At 71.6% G+C, this 14,674-nt stretch carries 12 protein-coding genes and 1 pseudogene; 2 read left to right on the plus strand and 11 right to left on the minus strand.

What is annotated here, in order from left to right; all coding sequences use genetic code 11:
• Positions 1–92: 92 nt before the first annotated feature.
• On the minus strand, positions 93–935 hold the full coding sequence (locus ACSRUE_RS18005) for a hypothetical protein (RefSeq protein ID WP_441292059.1): 843 nt from the start codon (positions 933–935) through the stop codon (positions 93–95).
• 312 nt (positions 936–1,247) lie between these two features.
• On the opposite strand from ACSRUE_RS18005, the gene ACSRUE_RS18010 reads away from it, so the two are divergent.
• Positions 1,248–1,883, plus strand: a complete 636-nt coding sequence (locus ACSRUE_RS18010) for a hypothetical protein (RefSeq protein WP_441292060.1) — start codon at positions 1,248–1,250, stop codon at positions 1,881–1,883.
• Positions 1,884–2,047: 164 nt separating this feature from the next.
• Positions 2,048–2,419 (plus strand): hypothetical protein, encoded by a 372-nt coding sequence (locus tag ACSRUE_RS18015; protein WP_441292061.1) that lies wholly within the window; start codon positions 2,048–2,050, stop codon positions 2,417–2,419.
• Positions 2,420–2,820: 401 nt separating this feature from the next.
• Here the strand turns inward: ACSRUE_RS18015 and ACSRUE_RS18020 are convergent, their stop codons facing one another.
• The 10 genes and pseudogenes from ACSRUE_RS18020 to ACSRUE_RS18065 all read right to left on the minus strand — a co-directional run bounded on the left by ACSRUE_RS18020 (position 2,821) and on the right by ACSRUE_RS18065 (position 14,656).
• The gene (locus ACSRUE_RS18020; RefSeq protein WP_441292062.1) at positions 2,821–3,813 is read right to left on the minus strand and encodes a type VI immunity family protein; all 993 of its coding nucleotides are present in this window, start codon (positions 3,811–3,813) and stop codon (positions 2,821–2,823) included.
• The gene (gene tssI, locus ACSRUE_RS18025; RefSeq protein WP_441292063.1) at positions 3,810–6,485 is read right to left on the minus strand and encodes a type VI secretion system tip protein TssI/VgrG; all 2,676 of its coding nucleotides are present in this window, start codon (positions 6,483–6,485) and stop codon (positions 3,810–3,812) included. The genes ACSRUE_RS18020 and tssI overlap by 4 nt, the downstream gene beginning before the upstream one ends.
• A 1-nt stretch (position 6,486) precedes the next feature.
• Entirely contained in the window at positions 6,487–6,741 is a 255-nt protein-coding gene (locus ACSRUE_RS18030) for a hypothetical protein (RefSeq protein ID WP_441292064.1), read from the minus strand.
• A 574-nt stretch (positions 6,742–7,315) separates the two neighbouring features.
• On the minus strand, positions 7,316–8,179 hold the full coding sequence (locus ACSRUE_RS18035) for a helix-turn-helix transcriptional regulator (protein ID WP_441292065.1): 864 nt from the start codon (positions 8,177–8,179) through the stop codon (positions 7,316–7,318).
• 246 nt (positions 8,180–8,425) lie between these two features.
• Positions 8,426–8,590, minus strand: a pseudogene (locus ACSRUE_RS18040) (PP2C family protein-serine/threonine phosphatase); the annotation flags it as partial.
• A 450-nt stretch (positions 8,591–9,040) separates the two neighbouring features.
• A complete protein-coding gene (locus ACSRUE_RS18045) occupies positions 9,041–10,645 on the minus strand; it encodes a hypothetical protein (RefSeq protein WP_441292066.1) in 1,605 nt (534 codons plus the stop codon).
• Between the two features lie 35 nt (positions 10,646–10,680).
• Positions 10,681–11,754: a PEGA domain-containing protein gene (locus tag ACSRUE_RS18050; protein ID WP_441292067.1), complete on the minus strand. Its 1,074-nt coding sequence runs from the start codon at positions 11,752–11,754 to the stop codon at positions 10,681–10,683.
• A 28-nt stretch (positions 11,755–11,782) separates the two neighbouring features.
• Complete coding sequence (locus ACSRUE_RS18055) at positions 11,783–12,559, minus strand: PP2C family protein-serine/threonine phosphatase (RefSeq protein ID WP_441292068.1); 777 nt, start codon at positions 12,557–12,559, stop codon at positions 11,783–11,785.
• A gap of 118 nt (positions 12,560–12,677) precedes the next feature.
• A complete protein-coding gene (locus ACSRUE_RS18060; RefSeq protein WP_441292069.1) occupies positions 12,678–13,061 on the minus strand; it encodes a hypothetical protein in 384 nt (127 codons plus the stop codon).
• Complete coding sequence (locus ACSRUE_RS18065; RefSeq protein ID WP_441292070.1) at positions 13,058–14,656, minus strand: hypothetical protein; 1,599 nt, start codon at positions 14,654–14,656, stop codon at positions 13,058–13,060. Before ACSRUE_RS18065 ends, ACSRUE_RS18060 begins: the two co-directional genes overlap by 4 nt.
• Positions 14,657–14,674: the final 18 nt, after the last annotated feature.

Raw genomic sequence — 14,674 nt, forward strand, 5'->3', positions numbered from 1 at the left:
CGTGATCCGGCTTCCGGCGGCTTCCGGACCGCCGTGTCATCTCAGAGCCGCTGCGTCGCCGCAACGGCCCACTTGCGGGCGGCGCGCCGCGCTCACCGCGCACCGCCGTCCGCCGCCGGCGCCGCGGGGGCCGCGGGGGCCGCGCCGGCGGTCGCGGTCAGCTCGAGCGTCACCATCGCCTCCTTGGCGACCTTGGGCGAGAGCACCTCGAGCGTCTTCTGGGCGAGCTTGCCGAACGCCTCGCGCGGGCGGACGTCGTGCTCGGCGAGCCCCACCGGGAACGGCTTCGCCGTCTTCACGGTGACGCTGGCGGGCCTTTCGCCCTCGTACCTGAACGTGGCGATGAGCTCCACGGTCCTCGGGGACTGCCGCTGGTGCAGCAGCAGGTCGCCCGACGCCGTGACGGTCACCGTCCGCTCCGCGCCGGGCAGCTTCGAGAGGTCCTTCTCGCCGGAGGTCGAGATCGACCGGATCGCGAACTGGGCCTTCTCGTTCTTCGCGCGGACGTCGTCGGGCGTGTCCTTCGAGATCTCGAGCCAGGTCCGCGCGTGCTGGTTCTGCAGGTCGCTCTTCTTCTCCTCGCCGGGCTTGCCGTCGTCGCCCACGGCGGTCTGGAAGAGCTCGATCGTGGAGAGGTCGACCGTGATGAGGCCCGTCGTCCTCGTGATGTCGGCGGGGTCGACCTGGAGCGTCCCCGCGGCGGCGCCCGCGATCCGCCCGCGGATCTTCTCCTGCGGCGCATCCATCACGAGCTCGACCTTGCTGCCCGCGCCGTCGATCGCGAAGGCCGCCGCGGCGGGCGCCTTCGGCTCCGGCGCCTTGAGCTCGGTCGCGGCGGGCGCGAGGCTCGGCTGCTCCCCCTGGCACGCGGCCGCGCCCAGGCCGGCGGCCGCGAGCGCGAGGAGGAGCAAGGTCCCTGTCCGGATCGTCTTCACGCTCGCCTCCTGGCTCTCTCGGGTTGTTGCGCGCTCGCGCGCGAGGGCGCGCGGCGGTCTCCACTTGAACAGGAAGGCCGGCGTCCGGGAAGGGCGATCGGGGTCATCCCCCTCGCTCGCCCGCCCGCTCGGCGCCTCGGTGCCATGAGTTCCATGTCCGGGATACGAGCGAGCGGCGCCGTGGTTTCGGTGGCGGCCGCCGGTGCGGTGCAGGGCGCAGCCCGCCGGACCTGCGCTGCACAGCCGCGTGTGGCCTGCGGTGTGCACGAGGCGGTCGTCGAAGACGGAACGAGCCAACCGGAGACAACTGCAATGAGCACGCGACGACTCGCGGCGGCCGCCATGACCGCCGCCGGAATGATGGCGCTCGCCGGCGCGGCGGAGGCGCAGGGCGCGGCGGGCCGGGATCAGCACGCCCGGCCGACAGGCAACCTCCCTCCGGCGGATCAACCGCTCATCCGGCGCATCCCCGAGCCGACCATCGCGGTCGAGGGCGGCTTTGGCGTGCTGGGCTACGTGGGCGGCGCCGCGGGCGTCGGGCCGAGCTGGAACGTGCGGGTGACCGGGACCATGTCGCCGCGCGTGGCCGTCGAGGGCAACTACACCGGCTCAGTGAACCAGCGAACGATCGCGGGGAAATCGCTGGTGATGACCGCGCTCGACGCGGGCCTGCGTTACAACATCCTGCGCGCTGACGAGGCGATCGTGCAGCCGTTCGTTGTCGCGGGCGTGGGCTACGTGGGCTGGGCGGGCCGCGGCGGCGACCCGTTTGCGGTATCGGTGCCGCTCACCGCGGGCGTGGAGCGGCTCGTCACGCGCAACGTCAAGGTGGGCGCTCGGTTCAACTTCCGCCCTGCGTTCTTCGACGATCTGACCATCGGCGGCGTGACGAACCGGACGGGCGGCGACAGCTGGTCGCTGCTCGCGCACGGCGGCGGCGCGTTTTGACCAGGGCCATCGGGTCTTGACCTCGGCCGCGCCTGCGGGACGAGGCGAATGTAGCCGGGCCCCTGTCGTCCCGTGGACGTGGAGTGGAGTACGCTGCCGCCCGCTCGGGCGGGGACCCGCCTTCAGGGGTCTGCGGCCGGACTTGATCCACGGAGAACGACGGTATGCACACGCGCAGCGACTCGCCCCGCCGGGGCCTGAGCCTCTTCTTCACGGGGCTCTTCTTCACGGGGCTCACGCTCGTCTCGAGCGCGGCTTGCTCCAGCCAGCAGCCGGCGACCCAGGGGACGTCGACGGCCGGCGAGCCGCGGGAGAACGGCTGTTCGACCGGGCCGCTCCTCGAGTGCCCCGAGGGCCAGCTCGACGGCTGCGCGAACGGGACCACCACGGAGCATCGATGTGTGGACGCGGGGCGGGGGAGTTGCCTCGATATCCGGGCTGCGCTGGTGAAGTGCCTGGACGGCGAGATCCTGACGCACGACGGCTGCCCCGAGCCGGCCTACATGCAGCGGTGCGCGCCCGCGCGGCGGCCGTGACCGGTGGCTGCGGGACGTCGGAGGGCCTGCTCAGGCTTGTCGTCCTACGCCGGAAACTTGGGCCGGAGGGTGGCGAGATGTCGCCCTCGGACTCCCCGCCCTAGGCTTGCGTCTGCGCCCGCGCCACCCTCTTCGCCCGCGTCCCCGAACAGCTCGCCGGTGCGCTTGTGTCACCGACCGGCTTCAATCCGGCAGCAAGAAGGAAGAACGAGAAGCAGAAGGATGGATGCCCACCCCCGGCCCGTGCTTGGCCCTTCGGGCCTGCGCGCGGCCCGCCCCTCCCAAGTCCCGCGCGGAGCGCGGGACTTGGGAGGGGAGCGTCCGTCGCCGGCGCTTCGGTCGTCATGGACAGGTCTGAAGGCTGCATGGTCGCGGTCCTCATCTCGATCGCTCCTTCGCGCTCAGCGGTCGTCGAAGCGGCGCAGCCACGCCTCGCTGCGGTCCAGATCGAAGCGAAGACCGGGGCCGCCATACTGGAAGGGTCGGTGCTCCGTGATGCGGATCGGCTTCACGTACTTCGACAGCTTGACGTACAGCTCCGGCCAGACGTTACGGCCGGCGTCGCCTAGCTGCGGGCGTGGACCTGCTTGGATCATCATGCCTCCGTCGAACCGGTGGACAACGAATCTCCGATCCAACGCGCGCAAGTCAGCTTCGATCTTGTCGGCTCCTCCCATCTCCACGACCCATCTCTCCCCCAGCACCGTGAGCCAGTTGACCCCCTTGATGCCGCCGCCGTTTCTTCCTTTCCGCAGCCAGATAGAATGAGATATCGGATAATCCGCCTCCAGTCCGGGGAACTTCTGGGCCCAATCGTAGACGACGGGCTCATGTAGGCTGCTAATCGAGCTGTCGGGCGACTCGACTACGCCGATGCCCCCATAGCCGCTCATCGGCTTCAACTTGCGGCACATCTCAAGCATCACATCCGGAAACGACTCCGATGAGTCCGCAAACCAGAGGAGCGGAAACGCAGCCCGAAAGAACCCCAGGTCGACAAATGGCCGCTTCTTGGCACCCAGCGCGTGCGCGAGGAAAGAGCTTGCCCCTCGGTCGTACTCCGCTCCGTGGTAGATGAGCGAAAAACTCTCGTCTTCACCGAACCCCAACAGCCACGCGCGAGGGATCGACCCTTTTCCCTTGCCATACGGCTCCATCAACCGCTTCTCCGGGTGCAGCGCCCAGCGCAGATGAGGCCCACAGCGCCGGAAGTAGTCTTCGCAACACGAGACGACCGCCTCCCGCACCTCCCGCTTGTGGGCGTCCTCGAAGTACAGCGTTGCCAGGAGCGCGACTTGCAGGACCGTGCGCCCCTCGTCGTCCTTGACCCTTAGATGCTCGTCGAGCACCTCCATCATCTCGCTCGTTTCGTCGGACATCATTTCCTCCGTCATGGAACAACGACAGGACCGCGGAGAAGCGGCGCGAGCTTGGCGAGGATCCGGGCGACTGCGGGCGGGATGGCCACGTCGTCGGCCTGCGCGCCTGGCACCATGTCATCCAACACCAGCGCGATCACGAGCAACGTCAACGCTGCCACTTCCGCCACGTCACCGGCCGTCATCGCCTGCGGTTGCGGCTGCGGCTTCTGGCGCGGACAGCCACACCGATCGGGCCCAAGCTCTTCAAATCGGGCTTTCCCGGCGATTTCGGTATATTCCCTTCGGTGATCGTCGTCGAGCTTGTCTGAAGGGAATTTGATCTCGATCACCTCCTTGATGTTGTCCTGGGTCGGCGGCTTCGTGCCGTCTTTGACCACCACCACGTCCGGTATTCTGCTCTCCTTCGGGCTGCTCCGAGTGGCTCGTCGCGGGTCGTTCTTGCTCATGATGGGCTCAGGTGGATCCTTGCTCATGTCGTAGGGCACCTCGGCCTTCAGCGGGCTCGTGTGCGCCGACGCGTCCTCGAGCGCCCGGATGTGCTGGGTCACGCATCGCTGCCGCAGCTGCTCCTCCTTGCACCGGCAGATGAAGCCGCACACCGCCCCTTCCTCCGGCGTGAGCGGTGCACCCCCGCCGCCGAGGCCCCCGGCTTGCATCGGCGGCAACCCGCCCGCGAAGCCGAGCAGCGGCAGCCGCACAGGATCCGCCCGTACCGGAGCGCCGGCCGGCAAGAGCGGCAGCGCCGGCCGCGCCGCCGGCGCTCCGCCGGGCGCGCCGCCCTGCTGGATCTTCACCGCGCCGCCGTCGATCGACACCCCGCTCGCGTCGATCCGGATGAAGCCCCCCGGTCCCCGCAGCGTCACGTCGCCCGCCGCGATCACGATCGCCCCGCCGGCCTTCAGGTGGATCGCGCCGCCCGCCTCCAGCGCCGCCACCCCGCCGATCCGCTCGTGCCGGTCGCCGTCCGCCGTCAGCGACCGCGTGCCGCCGACTCGCTCGCGTAGCTCCCCGTCGACCGTGACGTGCGCGTCTTTTCCCACATACGCCACCATGCGCCCTTCCGTGCGCGCGCTCTCGTCGCCCCCGACGCTTTTCGCGCGGCTCCCGCGCACCACGAGCGCCTCGTCGCGCCCAACCTCGGTTCGCAGCTGCCGCTCGGCGCGCAGCGACACGAGCTCCGCTCCCTTGCGGTCCTCGAAGCGCAGCTCGTTGAAGCCGCCACCACCCGGCGATGATGCGCTGCGCCACAGGCTCTGCGTCCGCTCCTCGGGCAGCTTCAGCGGCACCGGGTTGATCGCGTTCGAGAGGCGCCCGATCACCACCGGCTGGTCGGGGTCGCCTTGCAGGAAGGCGACAAGCACCTCCTGGCCGACGCGCGGCAGCGCGAAGAGCCCGTAGCCTGCGCCTGCCCAGCCCTGGCAGACGCGCAGCCAGCACGAGCTGTGCTCGTCGTGTCCGCCGAGCCGGTCCCACGGGAATTGCACCCGCACCCGGCCGTGCGCGTCGGTGTGGATCTCCTCGCCGGGCGGGCCGACCACCACGCCGCTCTGCATCCCGTGCACGACCGGCTTCGCCGTCCGCCGCGCCGGCCGGTAGGGCGCCGACGCCGGCACCGCCGTGCCGCTCACCGACCAGCCGCCGCGCAGGCTGCCCTCGATCGACAGCGACGTCACCAGCAGCCCCATGCGCGGGTCGAGCTCCGGCCGCGGGTGGCCGCCGACCGCGAAGACCGTGCCGGGTCGCAGATCGAGCGCGTTGGAGTGGAACGAGATCGAGCACGCGCCCGTAAGCTCGGTTTCCAGCGCCCGCGCAGCGAGCCTCGCCGCGTGGCGGTCGTCGTGCGAGGCGGCGCCGTCGCGCTCGACGACGCACGCCCCCGGCTGGTAGCTGTGCCGCTCGGTCCGCGCGTCGGTGCAGGCCGCGCTCCGCGCCTGCCCGAAGAGGGCCCACGTCGGGCGCGCGAAATCGTGGTCGCGCAGCGTCACCGCGTCGGCCCGCGCTTGCTGCTCCACGGCCACGCGCGTCACCCAGGCGTGCGCGCGCACGTCGAGCGGCTGGTCGATGTATGCGATCGACGCCTCGCGCCGCGGCGCGCTCTGGCCCAACGCGTCGGTCAGCACCGGCCGCGTGCGCTCCCCGTCGTCGAGCAGCGCGTACACGATCCCCGCCTCCTCCAGCAGGCGCTGGAAGAAATCGAGATCCGTCTCCCCGTACTGCACCTTGTACGAAAGCCGCGGGTGCTCGGCCGCGTCGAGCCGCCACGTCGCGTCGAGCCCCCACGCGTCGAGCATCTCGGCGGCGATCTCGGGCACCGACTGGTGCTGGTAGATCCGGTGATCGGTGCGCAGCGACAGCCGCCAGAGCGCCGGCACGATCGTCAGCGCGTACGTCGAGACGCCGAGCTCGCCGCCGCGCAGCTCGAGCGCGTGCACCTGCCGGACGTGGCTGCATACGCCCGACCAGATCCGCTCGCCGGAGAGGCCGCTGCCTTCACCGGCCTCGATCCGCAGCGCCGCCGCCTGCCCGGCGATCCCCTCGAGATCGACGCACGGCTCCGGCGACACCGCCTCCACCTCGACCGAGAAGAGCGACGACACCGCCTCGCGGATCGCCACCCGCTCGACGCGCAGGCGCTCGCCGCACGCGAGCGACAGCTCCAGCCGCAGCACGTCGCCGCCGCGCACGTCACCCGCCTCCGAGGCGCGCCGGTACGCACGTCACGTCCATGCCAGGTCCGAGCGGGACGCCGGCGAAGGTGGTGGCCATGCCGCGCGTTTCTTCCTGCTGCTGGCTTGCCTCGTAGATCGCGCGGTTGGCGCGGCGGACGCTGAGCACGAGGCGCACCTCGTCGCGGTCGTGCGCGCTGCCCGTGTCGTACGGCCACGTCTCCTCGAGATCCTCGTTCACTTCGATGCAGCCCTTGACGACCTCGATGGCCATGCGGGAGGCGACCTCTCCGGCGGCGTTACCGGCGAGTCTCCTCCACACGGCGCCTGCGCCGCGAAATCCCAGCAACTCCCACCGCATCCCGGCACGCCGGCGCTCTCCGGCGGACCGCCGGGCGCGGCGCTGCCGGTGTCGCCGGCTGCGCCGCGGGTGAACTGCACCGCCGGCGCTGCGCTCGGGGAGCCCGGCCACGCCGTGGGCGACAACGGGCGCCGGCGGCAAGACAACGGCCCCGCGGGCAAGACAGCGGGTGCCAGCCGCAAGACAGCGGTCTCGCGCGCCAGGACAAGAGGCGCCGGCGGCAAGACAGCGGCTTTGCGGAGCAAGACAACGGCGTCGCGGAGCAAGACAGCGCGTCCCAGCGGCAAGACAGCGGCCTTGCGGAGCAAGACAACGGCGTCGCGGAGCAAGACAGCGCGTCCCAGCGGCAAGACAACGGCGTCGCGGAGCAAGACAGCACGTCCCAGCGGCAAGACAACGGCGTCGCGGAGCAAGACAGCGCGTCCCAGCGGCAAGACGACGGCCTCGCGAGGCAGGACAACGGCCCGAGTGCGAGGCTCGGTTGCTCTCACCCATGGCGCCCTACTCCCGGGAGTGTCGTGTTCAGGGGAGAGCGCTCTGCTTCCTCCCAATCGGACGCACCGGCAGGGCTCGCCCCGCCTCCGTCGGGCTGCAGCGGGAAGCTCGTCAGGGTGGCAGCACGACGGGTGAGCTCTTCCCCCGCGACGGCACGGACAGGGCGCGGTGGCCGGAGCTGCGGCAGGGGAGTCGGCGGGAGCTTCGCCCGCGGGCTCCTGGCCGCGAGCTCGGGAGACGGCACCACGGGCGGAGGCGTGTCGAGCGCGCGGGGAGGTGCCGTCGGCGGAGCCGGCGACGCCGGGCTCTCACGCTCGGTGACGGGCTCGCCGACCCGGAACACCACGGTCTCCTCCGCGTCGGTCCGGGGGTCGTCGTGCAGCCGCCAGAGGCGCTCCCAGTACCGCGCCGGCGTGCCGGTGAAGGTCTCCAGCTGCCGCGCGAGGCCGGGCGTCATGGGCAGGTCGCTCCTCAGCAGTCGCTCCACCTCCCTCGGTTCCAACCCCGTGCACTCGGCCAGCTTCCTCCTCCACGAAGGCGTCGTCGCGCAGAACGACTCGAGGACCCTTCCTGGCCAGGGGACGGGGCGCCCTCGGGCGTCTCTCAGCTCGGCGAGCGCCGCATCGACGTGACAGTCCAGGAGGCGCCGGTAACGGTCCCGCTCCCCCGCTGCCTGCTCCTTCGCATCGGTGAGGGCTGCCTCACTTTCATCATGCGCCTGCTCGCGCGCCTCACGAAACCCGCGCTCGCGTCCCAGCGCTTCGCGCGCGGTGACCGCGAAGCCGATCGCGACGCACGCGATCATCGCGAGCCCGATCGGCGAGACGAGCCACATTGCACCCAGCATGTCTTCCATGTTCCCTCCTGAACCGTGAGCACCCCTGTCCGATGCACCGCGGAGCCCGGCTTTGTGCTGCCCCGACCCAAGGCATCCCCTTACATCCGCCGTTCGTCGCGCCTGCCACGGCGCGCCGTCTCGCCCCGCCTCCCGGGCGCGCCAGCACGCACTTCACGTTGTCGGGCCCGCCATGCTCGTTCGCGAGGTCGACGAGCAGCTCCGCCGCAAAGCCCAGGTCGCGATGCGCCCCCAGGATCCCGGCGAGATGGCCATGCGCGACGCGACCTCTCCGGCCGCGTTACCCCCGAGGCCGTCGGCGACCATGAACAGCCCCAGGCACGGCAGCGCCGCGAATCTGTCCTCGTTGTGGCTACGGCGCCGCCCCACGTCCGACTGCGCTGCTGCCTCGATGGCGAGCTGTGGATACACGATCGTCCTCCTCGCGCGCTCGTCGTCGGGACGAGCCGAGCCATGGCGCGCCGCGGACGGCGGCGCGCTCAATCCTCCACACGACCACCTCAGCGCACGAGGCGCTGCTTGCTGCTCGGGGCGCGTGGGCCACGCCGGCGCACGCACGCGCGCCCGTCCCCGTCAGGCGCCTGGCCCCAAAGGGGTCCGCTTCTCCCGGGCTGCTGCCAATGGCCTTTGGATAGATATCCCGACTATAGGCCTGACGAAGCAGTGGAGGATTTCAGCAGACCATCGGCCCACCCGCCCGACACCCACGCTTTCTCAGCAGTGTTGTTAGCCCCGAGCAGCCCACCGACCCGCGTTGCCGCAGCACGCCGGACGGTACTGCCTGGGCGCTCTCCACGTCCAGCCTCCTGAAGCGATGTTGCCCTTGATTTCTCGGGAGAAGCTCATTGCCTCCAGGGCTCTTCAATTCTCACACGATCGACCTGACCCGAAATTCCAGCAGAGCCCAGCACTGCCCGGCGCCCCGGCGCTCTCCGGCGGACCGCCGGCCGCCGGACTACCGAGCGCGGCGGCGCCGCCGTCGCCGGCTGTGCCGGGCCTGAACTGCACCGCAGGCGCTTCGCTCGGCGCCGCCGCATAGGCGATGCCCACGGCATGGCCGCCTCGACCGCCACCGCCGGGGCCGCCCCAGCCGCCATCGCCGCCATCGCCACCCCAGCAGCCGTAGTGTGAGGAGCCGAGTCCCGAGCTGGCGCCGCCGGCACTGCGACGGCCCCCAGCGGCACCGCTCTGTCCGAGCACTCCCTCTCCCCCCTTGCCCGCCTTGCCCACGGCGACGGTCACGTCGGTCAGGAGCAGGTTCGTTCCGAGGCTGACGATCCCGACGCTCGATCCGCCGGCCTTGCCGCCGCCGCCGCCTTTGCCCCCGCACCCGCCGGCTCCGCCTCCGCTGCCGCTCGCCCCGACGCCCCCCACCACCTCCTCGCCGACCGTGCAGAACGGCCCCGCCTTCGTGCCGCCGCCGCCTCCTCCCCCTTGACCTCGCTTGCCCGATGTACCCGTGCCGCCGTCGCCGCCCGCGATGCCCGTCAGCGTCAGCGTCGTGGCGATGCCCGCGGCGCCGGCGGTGCCGGGGTCGCCGCGCTTGCCCTCCTCGCCATCTCTGCACTCCTTGGTATCGGTTTCACCGATGCCGCCGAGCCCGTATTCGTCAGGATTCTCCTTCGGCAACGGCGCGCCGTCCTCCCCGCGCAGCCCGTTGCCGTCCTCAATCCCTGGGCTTCCTCCGCGACCGCCTCGGCCGCCGGTCGTCTCGCCGTCCTCGCACGTGGTCGTGCCGGGTTCGCCGCCTCGGACGGCCGCGGGTAGCTCGCACGCGTTCGTCGCGCTCATCATCGTCGCGCTCGCGCCTGCCTGCGACGCTTCCGCTGGCGTTTCGCCCTTCGCGCCGTCCATCGCGTCGCCTGCGGTCACGTCCACCTGCGAAAGCTCCGCCTCGATGTCCGCGACCGCCACGCCGATGGACGACCCGCCCGCCTTCGTCGCGCTCGCAGCGCGCACCGCGAAGCTCCGCACCTTTGCCCCGCTCGCTCCCTCCCCCAGCGTAAGCGCGATCCGATCCGCCGGTCCCTCGATCGCGCTCCGCCCCTCTTCGCTCCACGTCCACCCCGTGTCACAGTCGAAACCGCCGATCACCTCCACCGCCGCATCGATCGTCACGCTCTCCGCGAACGCCCCGCTCGCGCACGCCAGCACTCGCTTGCCGTGCGCGTGGACGATCGCCTCCGCGAGCGAAGCGTACGGCTTCTCCTTTGTCCCGTCCCCGCCAGGTGCCGCGTTTGCGCTCGCGAATACCGCGCACTCATCTGTCACCGTGCTCGCGTCCTCCGTTGGGCCCGCCTCACACGCGGGGCCCACGTCGCCATCACCGCCTCCGGCGCCCTCCGGCGGGCACGTCAGGTTCAGCGCGCAGTCCTCGCTGCGCGTCGCGCAGCTTGCTTGCGGCAGTGCGCACGCAGCAGCGATCAGGCTCAGCGTCCACGTTGCGAGCGTTCGCCCTCGTTTCATCGTTCTCCCTCCGACCGCCATCTGGTGACGCATGTTCAAAACCGACCAATCATCACCACACCACCGACACTCGCCCCGATGACCGGCGCCACGCGCGTCTCCGTTCTCGCTCGCGGCCACAGCCAATAGACCAGCGTCGCAGCGCCAACGACGCCTGCGCCGACGAAGCCCGCAACGGCCAAGTCGTGGAATGTATCGCTCTCCGTGTTCAGGTCGTTCAGCGCGGCGCACCTCGGCGTTATGCGTGACCAGCACGCCGACCTGCCGCCGTCGCGGGCGAGTTCCGCGGCCAGCGCGTCCGCGTCCGCAGCCTTGCTGTTCGACAGCCCCGTGAACCCCACGCCCGCGACCACCGCCGCCCCCATTGTCGCCGCGCCGCCGATCAGCACCGCCCTCCTCGGCCTGCCGGCGTATTCCTCCGCGCTGCGGGCCGGCCACACCACGGCCGTCTCCGGCAGCTTCGCCGTCCCCGCCGCGTTCGTCGTCGGCCGTTCCACCAGCACCAGCGTCACCACCTGGCGCGTCCCCGCCGCCACCGTCACGACCTTCTCCGCCTCGGCGTACCCGTCGCGCCGCGCCGTCACCCGGTGCGTCCCCGGCTCCAGGTAGATCTCCTCCGGCTCCTCCTCCTCCGGCAGCGGCTTACCATCGACGAGCAGCTCGGCCCCCGGCGGCGCGCCCCTGACCCGCAGGATCGCGACGCGCCGCTGAGCCTCCTCCAAGCGTTCGGTGAGCAGCTTTCGCAGCGCGGGCGCCTCGTCGGCGGGGAACTCGCGCAGCGCATAGGCCAGATGGACTGCGGCGCTGCGTGGGTCGCCGAGCATCAGCTCGACGTCGCCGAGGTTTGCGGCCACGGCATAGCTCTTCTTCAGCGCCCATGCCTCGAGGAAAACGACGTGTGCCTCTGCCCACCTGCTCTGGTCGTACAGGCGGACGCCCTTGTCGAAGAGGGCACGTTGCCTCGCGGAGGCGTCGGCGGGCGTGTCGGTCGCCAGCGCGTTTGGGCTCCACGCGAGCGGCGCCGCGAGCGCCGAGCACAACACCAGGACACTGGATCTCCTCATGACGCTACTCTTCACCTCCGCCTCCGCTGCGGTCTCGTCGTCCATGTCCATCGTTTCACCCTCGTTCATGGCGTCACCCGCCTCCCAGGCGTGCGAGGACGCACGTCACGTTGTCCGGGCCGCCGGCCTCGTTGGCGATGTCGACGAGCAGGGTGGCGGCGAGGCTGAGGTCTCGGTGCCTCCCGAGGACGCCCTCGATGCGTGCCTCTGGGACGGGCCCCCACAGCCCGTCGGAGCAGACGAGGAAGATGTCTCCCGGCGCCGTCGCCTCGACGCGCGACTCGATGTCGACGCTCTTGTCGCAGCCGAGGGCCCTTGTGACGGCGTTGGCGCGTCCATTCAGGGCTTCGAGTGCGGCGAGTGCGGCGTCGCCGGCGCTGAGGAGCTCTTCGAGGAGGGTGTGGTCTCGTGTGAGGCGCTCCAGCTTTCCAGCGCGCATGCGGTAGACGCGGGTGTCGCCGACGTGAGCGATGTAGGCCATGCCAGGTCCGAGCAGGACGCCTGCGAAGGTGGTGGCCATGCCGCGGGTCTGGTGGTGCATGTGCCCCGCCTCGTAGATGGCCCTGTTGGCGCGGCGGACGCTCATGACCAGGCGCACCTCGTCGCGGTCGTGCGCGCTGCCGGTGCCGTAGGGCCATGTCTCCTCGAGGTCTTCGTCGACTTCGAAGCAGCCCTTGACGAACTCGATGGCCATGCGGGAAGCGACCTCTCCGGCGGCGTTGCCGCCGAGGCCGTCGGCGACCATGAAGAGGCCGAGGCAGGGGAGAGCGGCGAAGCTGTCTTCGTTGTGGCTGCGCCGCCGGCCCACGTCCGACAGCGCAGCTGCCTCGATGGCGAGCTGTGGATACACGATCGTCCTCCTCGCGCGCTCGTCGCCAGGACGAGCCGAGCCATGGCGCGCCACCGTGTGCGGCGCGCGTTCGTTTCCATCTGAGAAGGCCGCGCGACACGCGGCCTTCGCTACGTCGCTACCTCAGCGCTGCCAGCGCCACGCCGCCCACGACTGCCAGCACGAAGAGCACCGCGCCGAGCCGTGCCAGGCGCGCGCTGCGCTGCTCGACCTCGCGCTTCACCGGCAACGTGCTCGCCCTCGGTGGCTCCTCGTGCTCGGCCGCACGCGCGGAGGCGGACAGCTTCTCCGCCCAGACCGTCATGTCTACGAGCGCCGCCTCGTCCCTGTGGTCATCGAGCCCGTATTTCGCCATCACACGTCGTGCCCCCAGCTTGGCGAGCCGCGTCTTCTCCGCCTGCGGGGTCGTCGCGCACCAGCCCGGATTGGTCCACGGCGTGAGAAACGTTTGCAGGTCGTCCAGAGAGATGTCCAACCCCGTAGGGCTTTTCATCGCGCTCATCCTCCGCACGGCGCCAGCGCCGCGAAATCCCAGCAAACCCCGCTCGCCCCCGGCGCGCCGGCGCTCTCCGGCGGACCGACGGGCGCGGCGCTGCCGCCGTCCCCTGCCGTGCCCGGGGTGAATCGCACCGCCGGCGCTTTGCCCGGCGCCGCCGCATAGGCGATGCCGACGGCGTGGCCGCCTCGACCGCCGGCACCGGGGCCGCCGGCGCCGCCTTGGCCGCCATCGCCGCCTCGGCAGCCGATGGATCCACCGAGGGGCGACGCAGCCCCCCCGGTCCCGCCGCTGCCCCCAGCGGCACCGCCTCTTCCGCCAGTCCCATCGCCGCCCTTGCCCGCCTTGCCCACCGCGACGGTCACCTCGGTCAGCACCAGCTTCGTCCCGAGGCTGAGGATGCCGACGCTCGACCCGCCGGCCTTGCCGCCGCCGCCGCCTTTGCCGCCGCAGCCGCCGGCCCCGCCTCCGCCGCCGCTCGCGCCGGGGCCCTCCACCGGGGCCGCAGCGGTCCCGCAGAACAGGCCGGCCTTGGCGCCGCCGCCTCCTCCTCCTCCTTGACCACGCCTGCCCGATGTGCCGGTGCCGCCGTCGCCGCCGGCGATGCCCGTCAGCGTCAGCATCGTGTCGCTGCCGGCGGCGCCGGCTGCGCCGCGAGCGCCGCTCTTGCCGTTCGTGCCGGGCTTGCAGTCGCCGTCAGGATCTGTCTGTCCGGCTCCGCCAAGCCCAGACGCATCAGGGTTCGGCTCCGGCAACGGCGCGGCGTCCTCCCCGCGCAGCCCGTTGCCGCCCTCGGTGTCGGTGATCCCGCCGAGCCCCCCCGCTCCGCCGCGTGTCTCTCCGTCCTCGCACGTCGTCACACCGGCCTCGCCGCCCCGCACGGCAGCGGGGAGCTCGCACGCGTTCGACGCGCTCATCGCCGGTGCGCTCGCGCCCGCCACGGGCGCCTCCGTTGGCGTGGTTCCGCTCTCGCCGTCCATCCCGTCGCCCGCGGTCACGTCCACGTGCGCCAGCTCCGCCTCCACATCCGCGACCGCCACGCCGATCGACGGCCCGCCCGGCTCCGTCGCGCTCGCCGCGCGCACCGCGAAGCTCCGCACCTTCGCCCCGCTCGCGCCCTCCGCCAGCGTCAGCGCGATCCGATTCGCGGGCGCCTCGATCGCGCTCCGCGCCTCGGCGCTCCACGTCCACTCCGTCGCGCAGTCGAAGCCGCCGATCACCTCGACCTCCGCCCCGATCATCACGCTCTCCGCGAACGCTCCGCTCGCGCACGCCAGCACCCGCTTGCCGTTCGCGTTCGCGATCGCCTCCGCGAGCGACGCGTAGGGCATGGCCTTGGAGCCGTCGCCTCCTGGCGGCGCGTTCGGGTTCGCGAACACCGCGCACTCGTCCGTCACCGTGCTCGCGTCCTCCGTTGGATCGGCGTCGCACACGGAGTTGCTGCCGCCGCCACCGGTTGCGCTGCTCGTCGGGCGGAAGTGCTCGCACGTGAGCATCAGCTCGCAGTCGTTGTGGATATCGAACCAGAGCCTATCGCAGCCGACGGCGGCGATGACGAACGCCGTGGTTGCCGTGAGCGCCTGCATTCGTCGAAGTCTCATGACGTGACCCCTCCGGCT

It is taken from the genome of Sorangium sp. KYC3313 (assembly GCF_052075895.1).
Lineage (GTDB): Bacteria > Myxococcota_A > Polyangia > Polyangiales > Polyangiaceae > Sorangium > Sorangium cellulosum_B.

Bases quoted from the DNA above. Each gene is read 5' to 3' on its own strand.
- ACSRUE_RS18010 (WP_441292060.1), top strand. From the start codon at position 1,248: ATGAGCACGCGACGACTCGCGGCGGCCGCCATGACCGCCGCCGGAATG.
- ACSRUE_RS18015 (WP_441292061.1), top strand. From the start codon at position 2,048: ATGCACACGCGCAGCGACTCGCCCCGCCGGGGCCTGAGCCTCTTCTTC.
- ACSRUE_RS18020 (WP_441292062.1), bottom strand. From the start codon at position 3,813: ATGACGGAGGAAATGATGTCCGACGAAACGAGCGAGATGATGGAGGTG.
- ACSRUE_RS18030 (WP_441292064.1), bottom strand. From the start codon at position 6,741: ATGGCCATCGAGGTCGTCAAGGGCTGCATCGAAGTGAACGAGGATCTC.
- ACSRUE_RS18035 (WP_441292065.1), bottom strand. From the start codon at position 8,179: ATGGAAGACATGCTGGGTGCAATGTGGCTCGTCTCGCCGATCGGGCTC.
- ACSRUE_RS18045 (WP_441292066.1), bottom strand. From the start codon at position 10,645: ATGAAACGAGGGCGAACGCTCGCAACGTGGACGCTGAGCCTGATCGCT.
- ACSRUE_RS18050 (WP_441292067.1), bottom strand. From the start codon at position 11,754: ATGGACGACGAGACCGCAGCGGAGGCGGAGGTGAAGAGTAGCGTCATG.
- ACSRUE_RS18060 (WP_441292069.1), bottom strand. From the start codon at position 13,061: ATGAGCGCGATGAAAAGCCCTACGGGGTTGGACATCTCTCTGGACGAC.
- ACSRUE_RS18065 (WP_441292070.1), bottom strand. From the start codon at position 14,656: ATGAGACTTCGACGAATGCAGGCGCTCACGGCAACCACGGCGTTCGTC.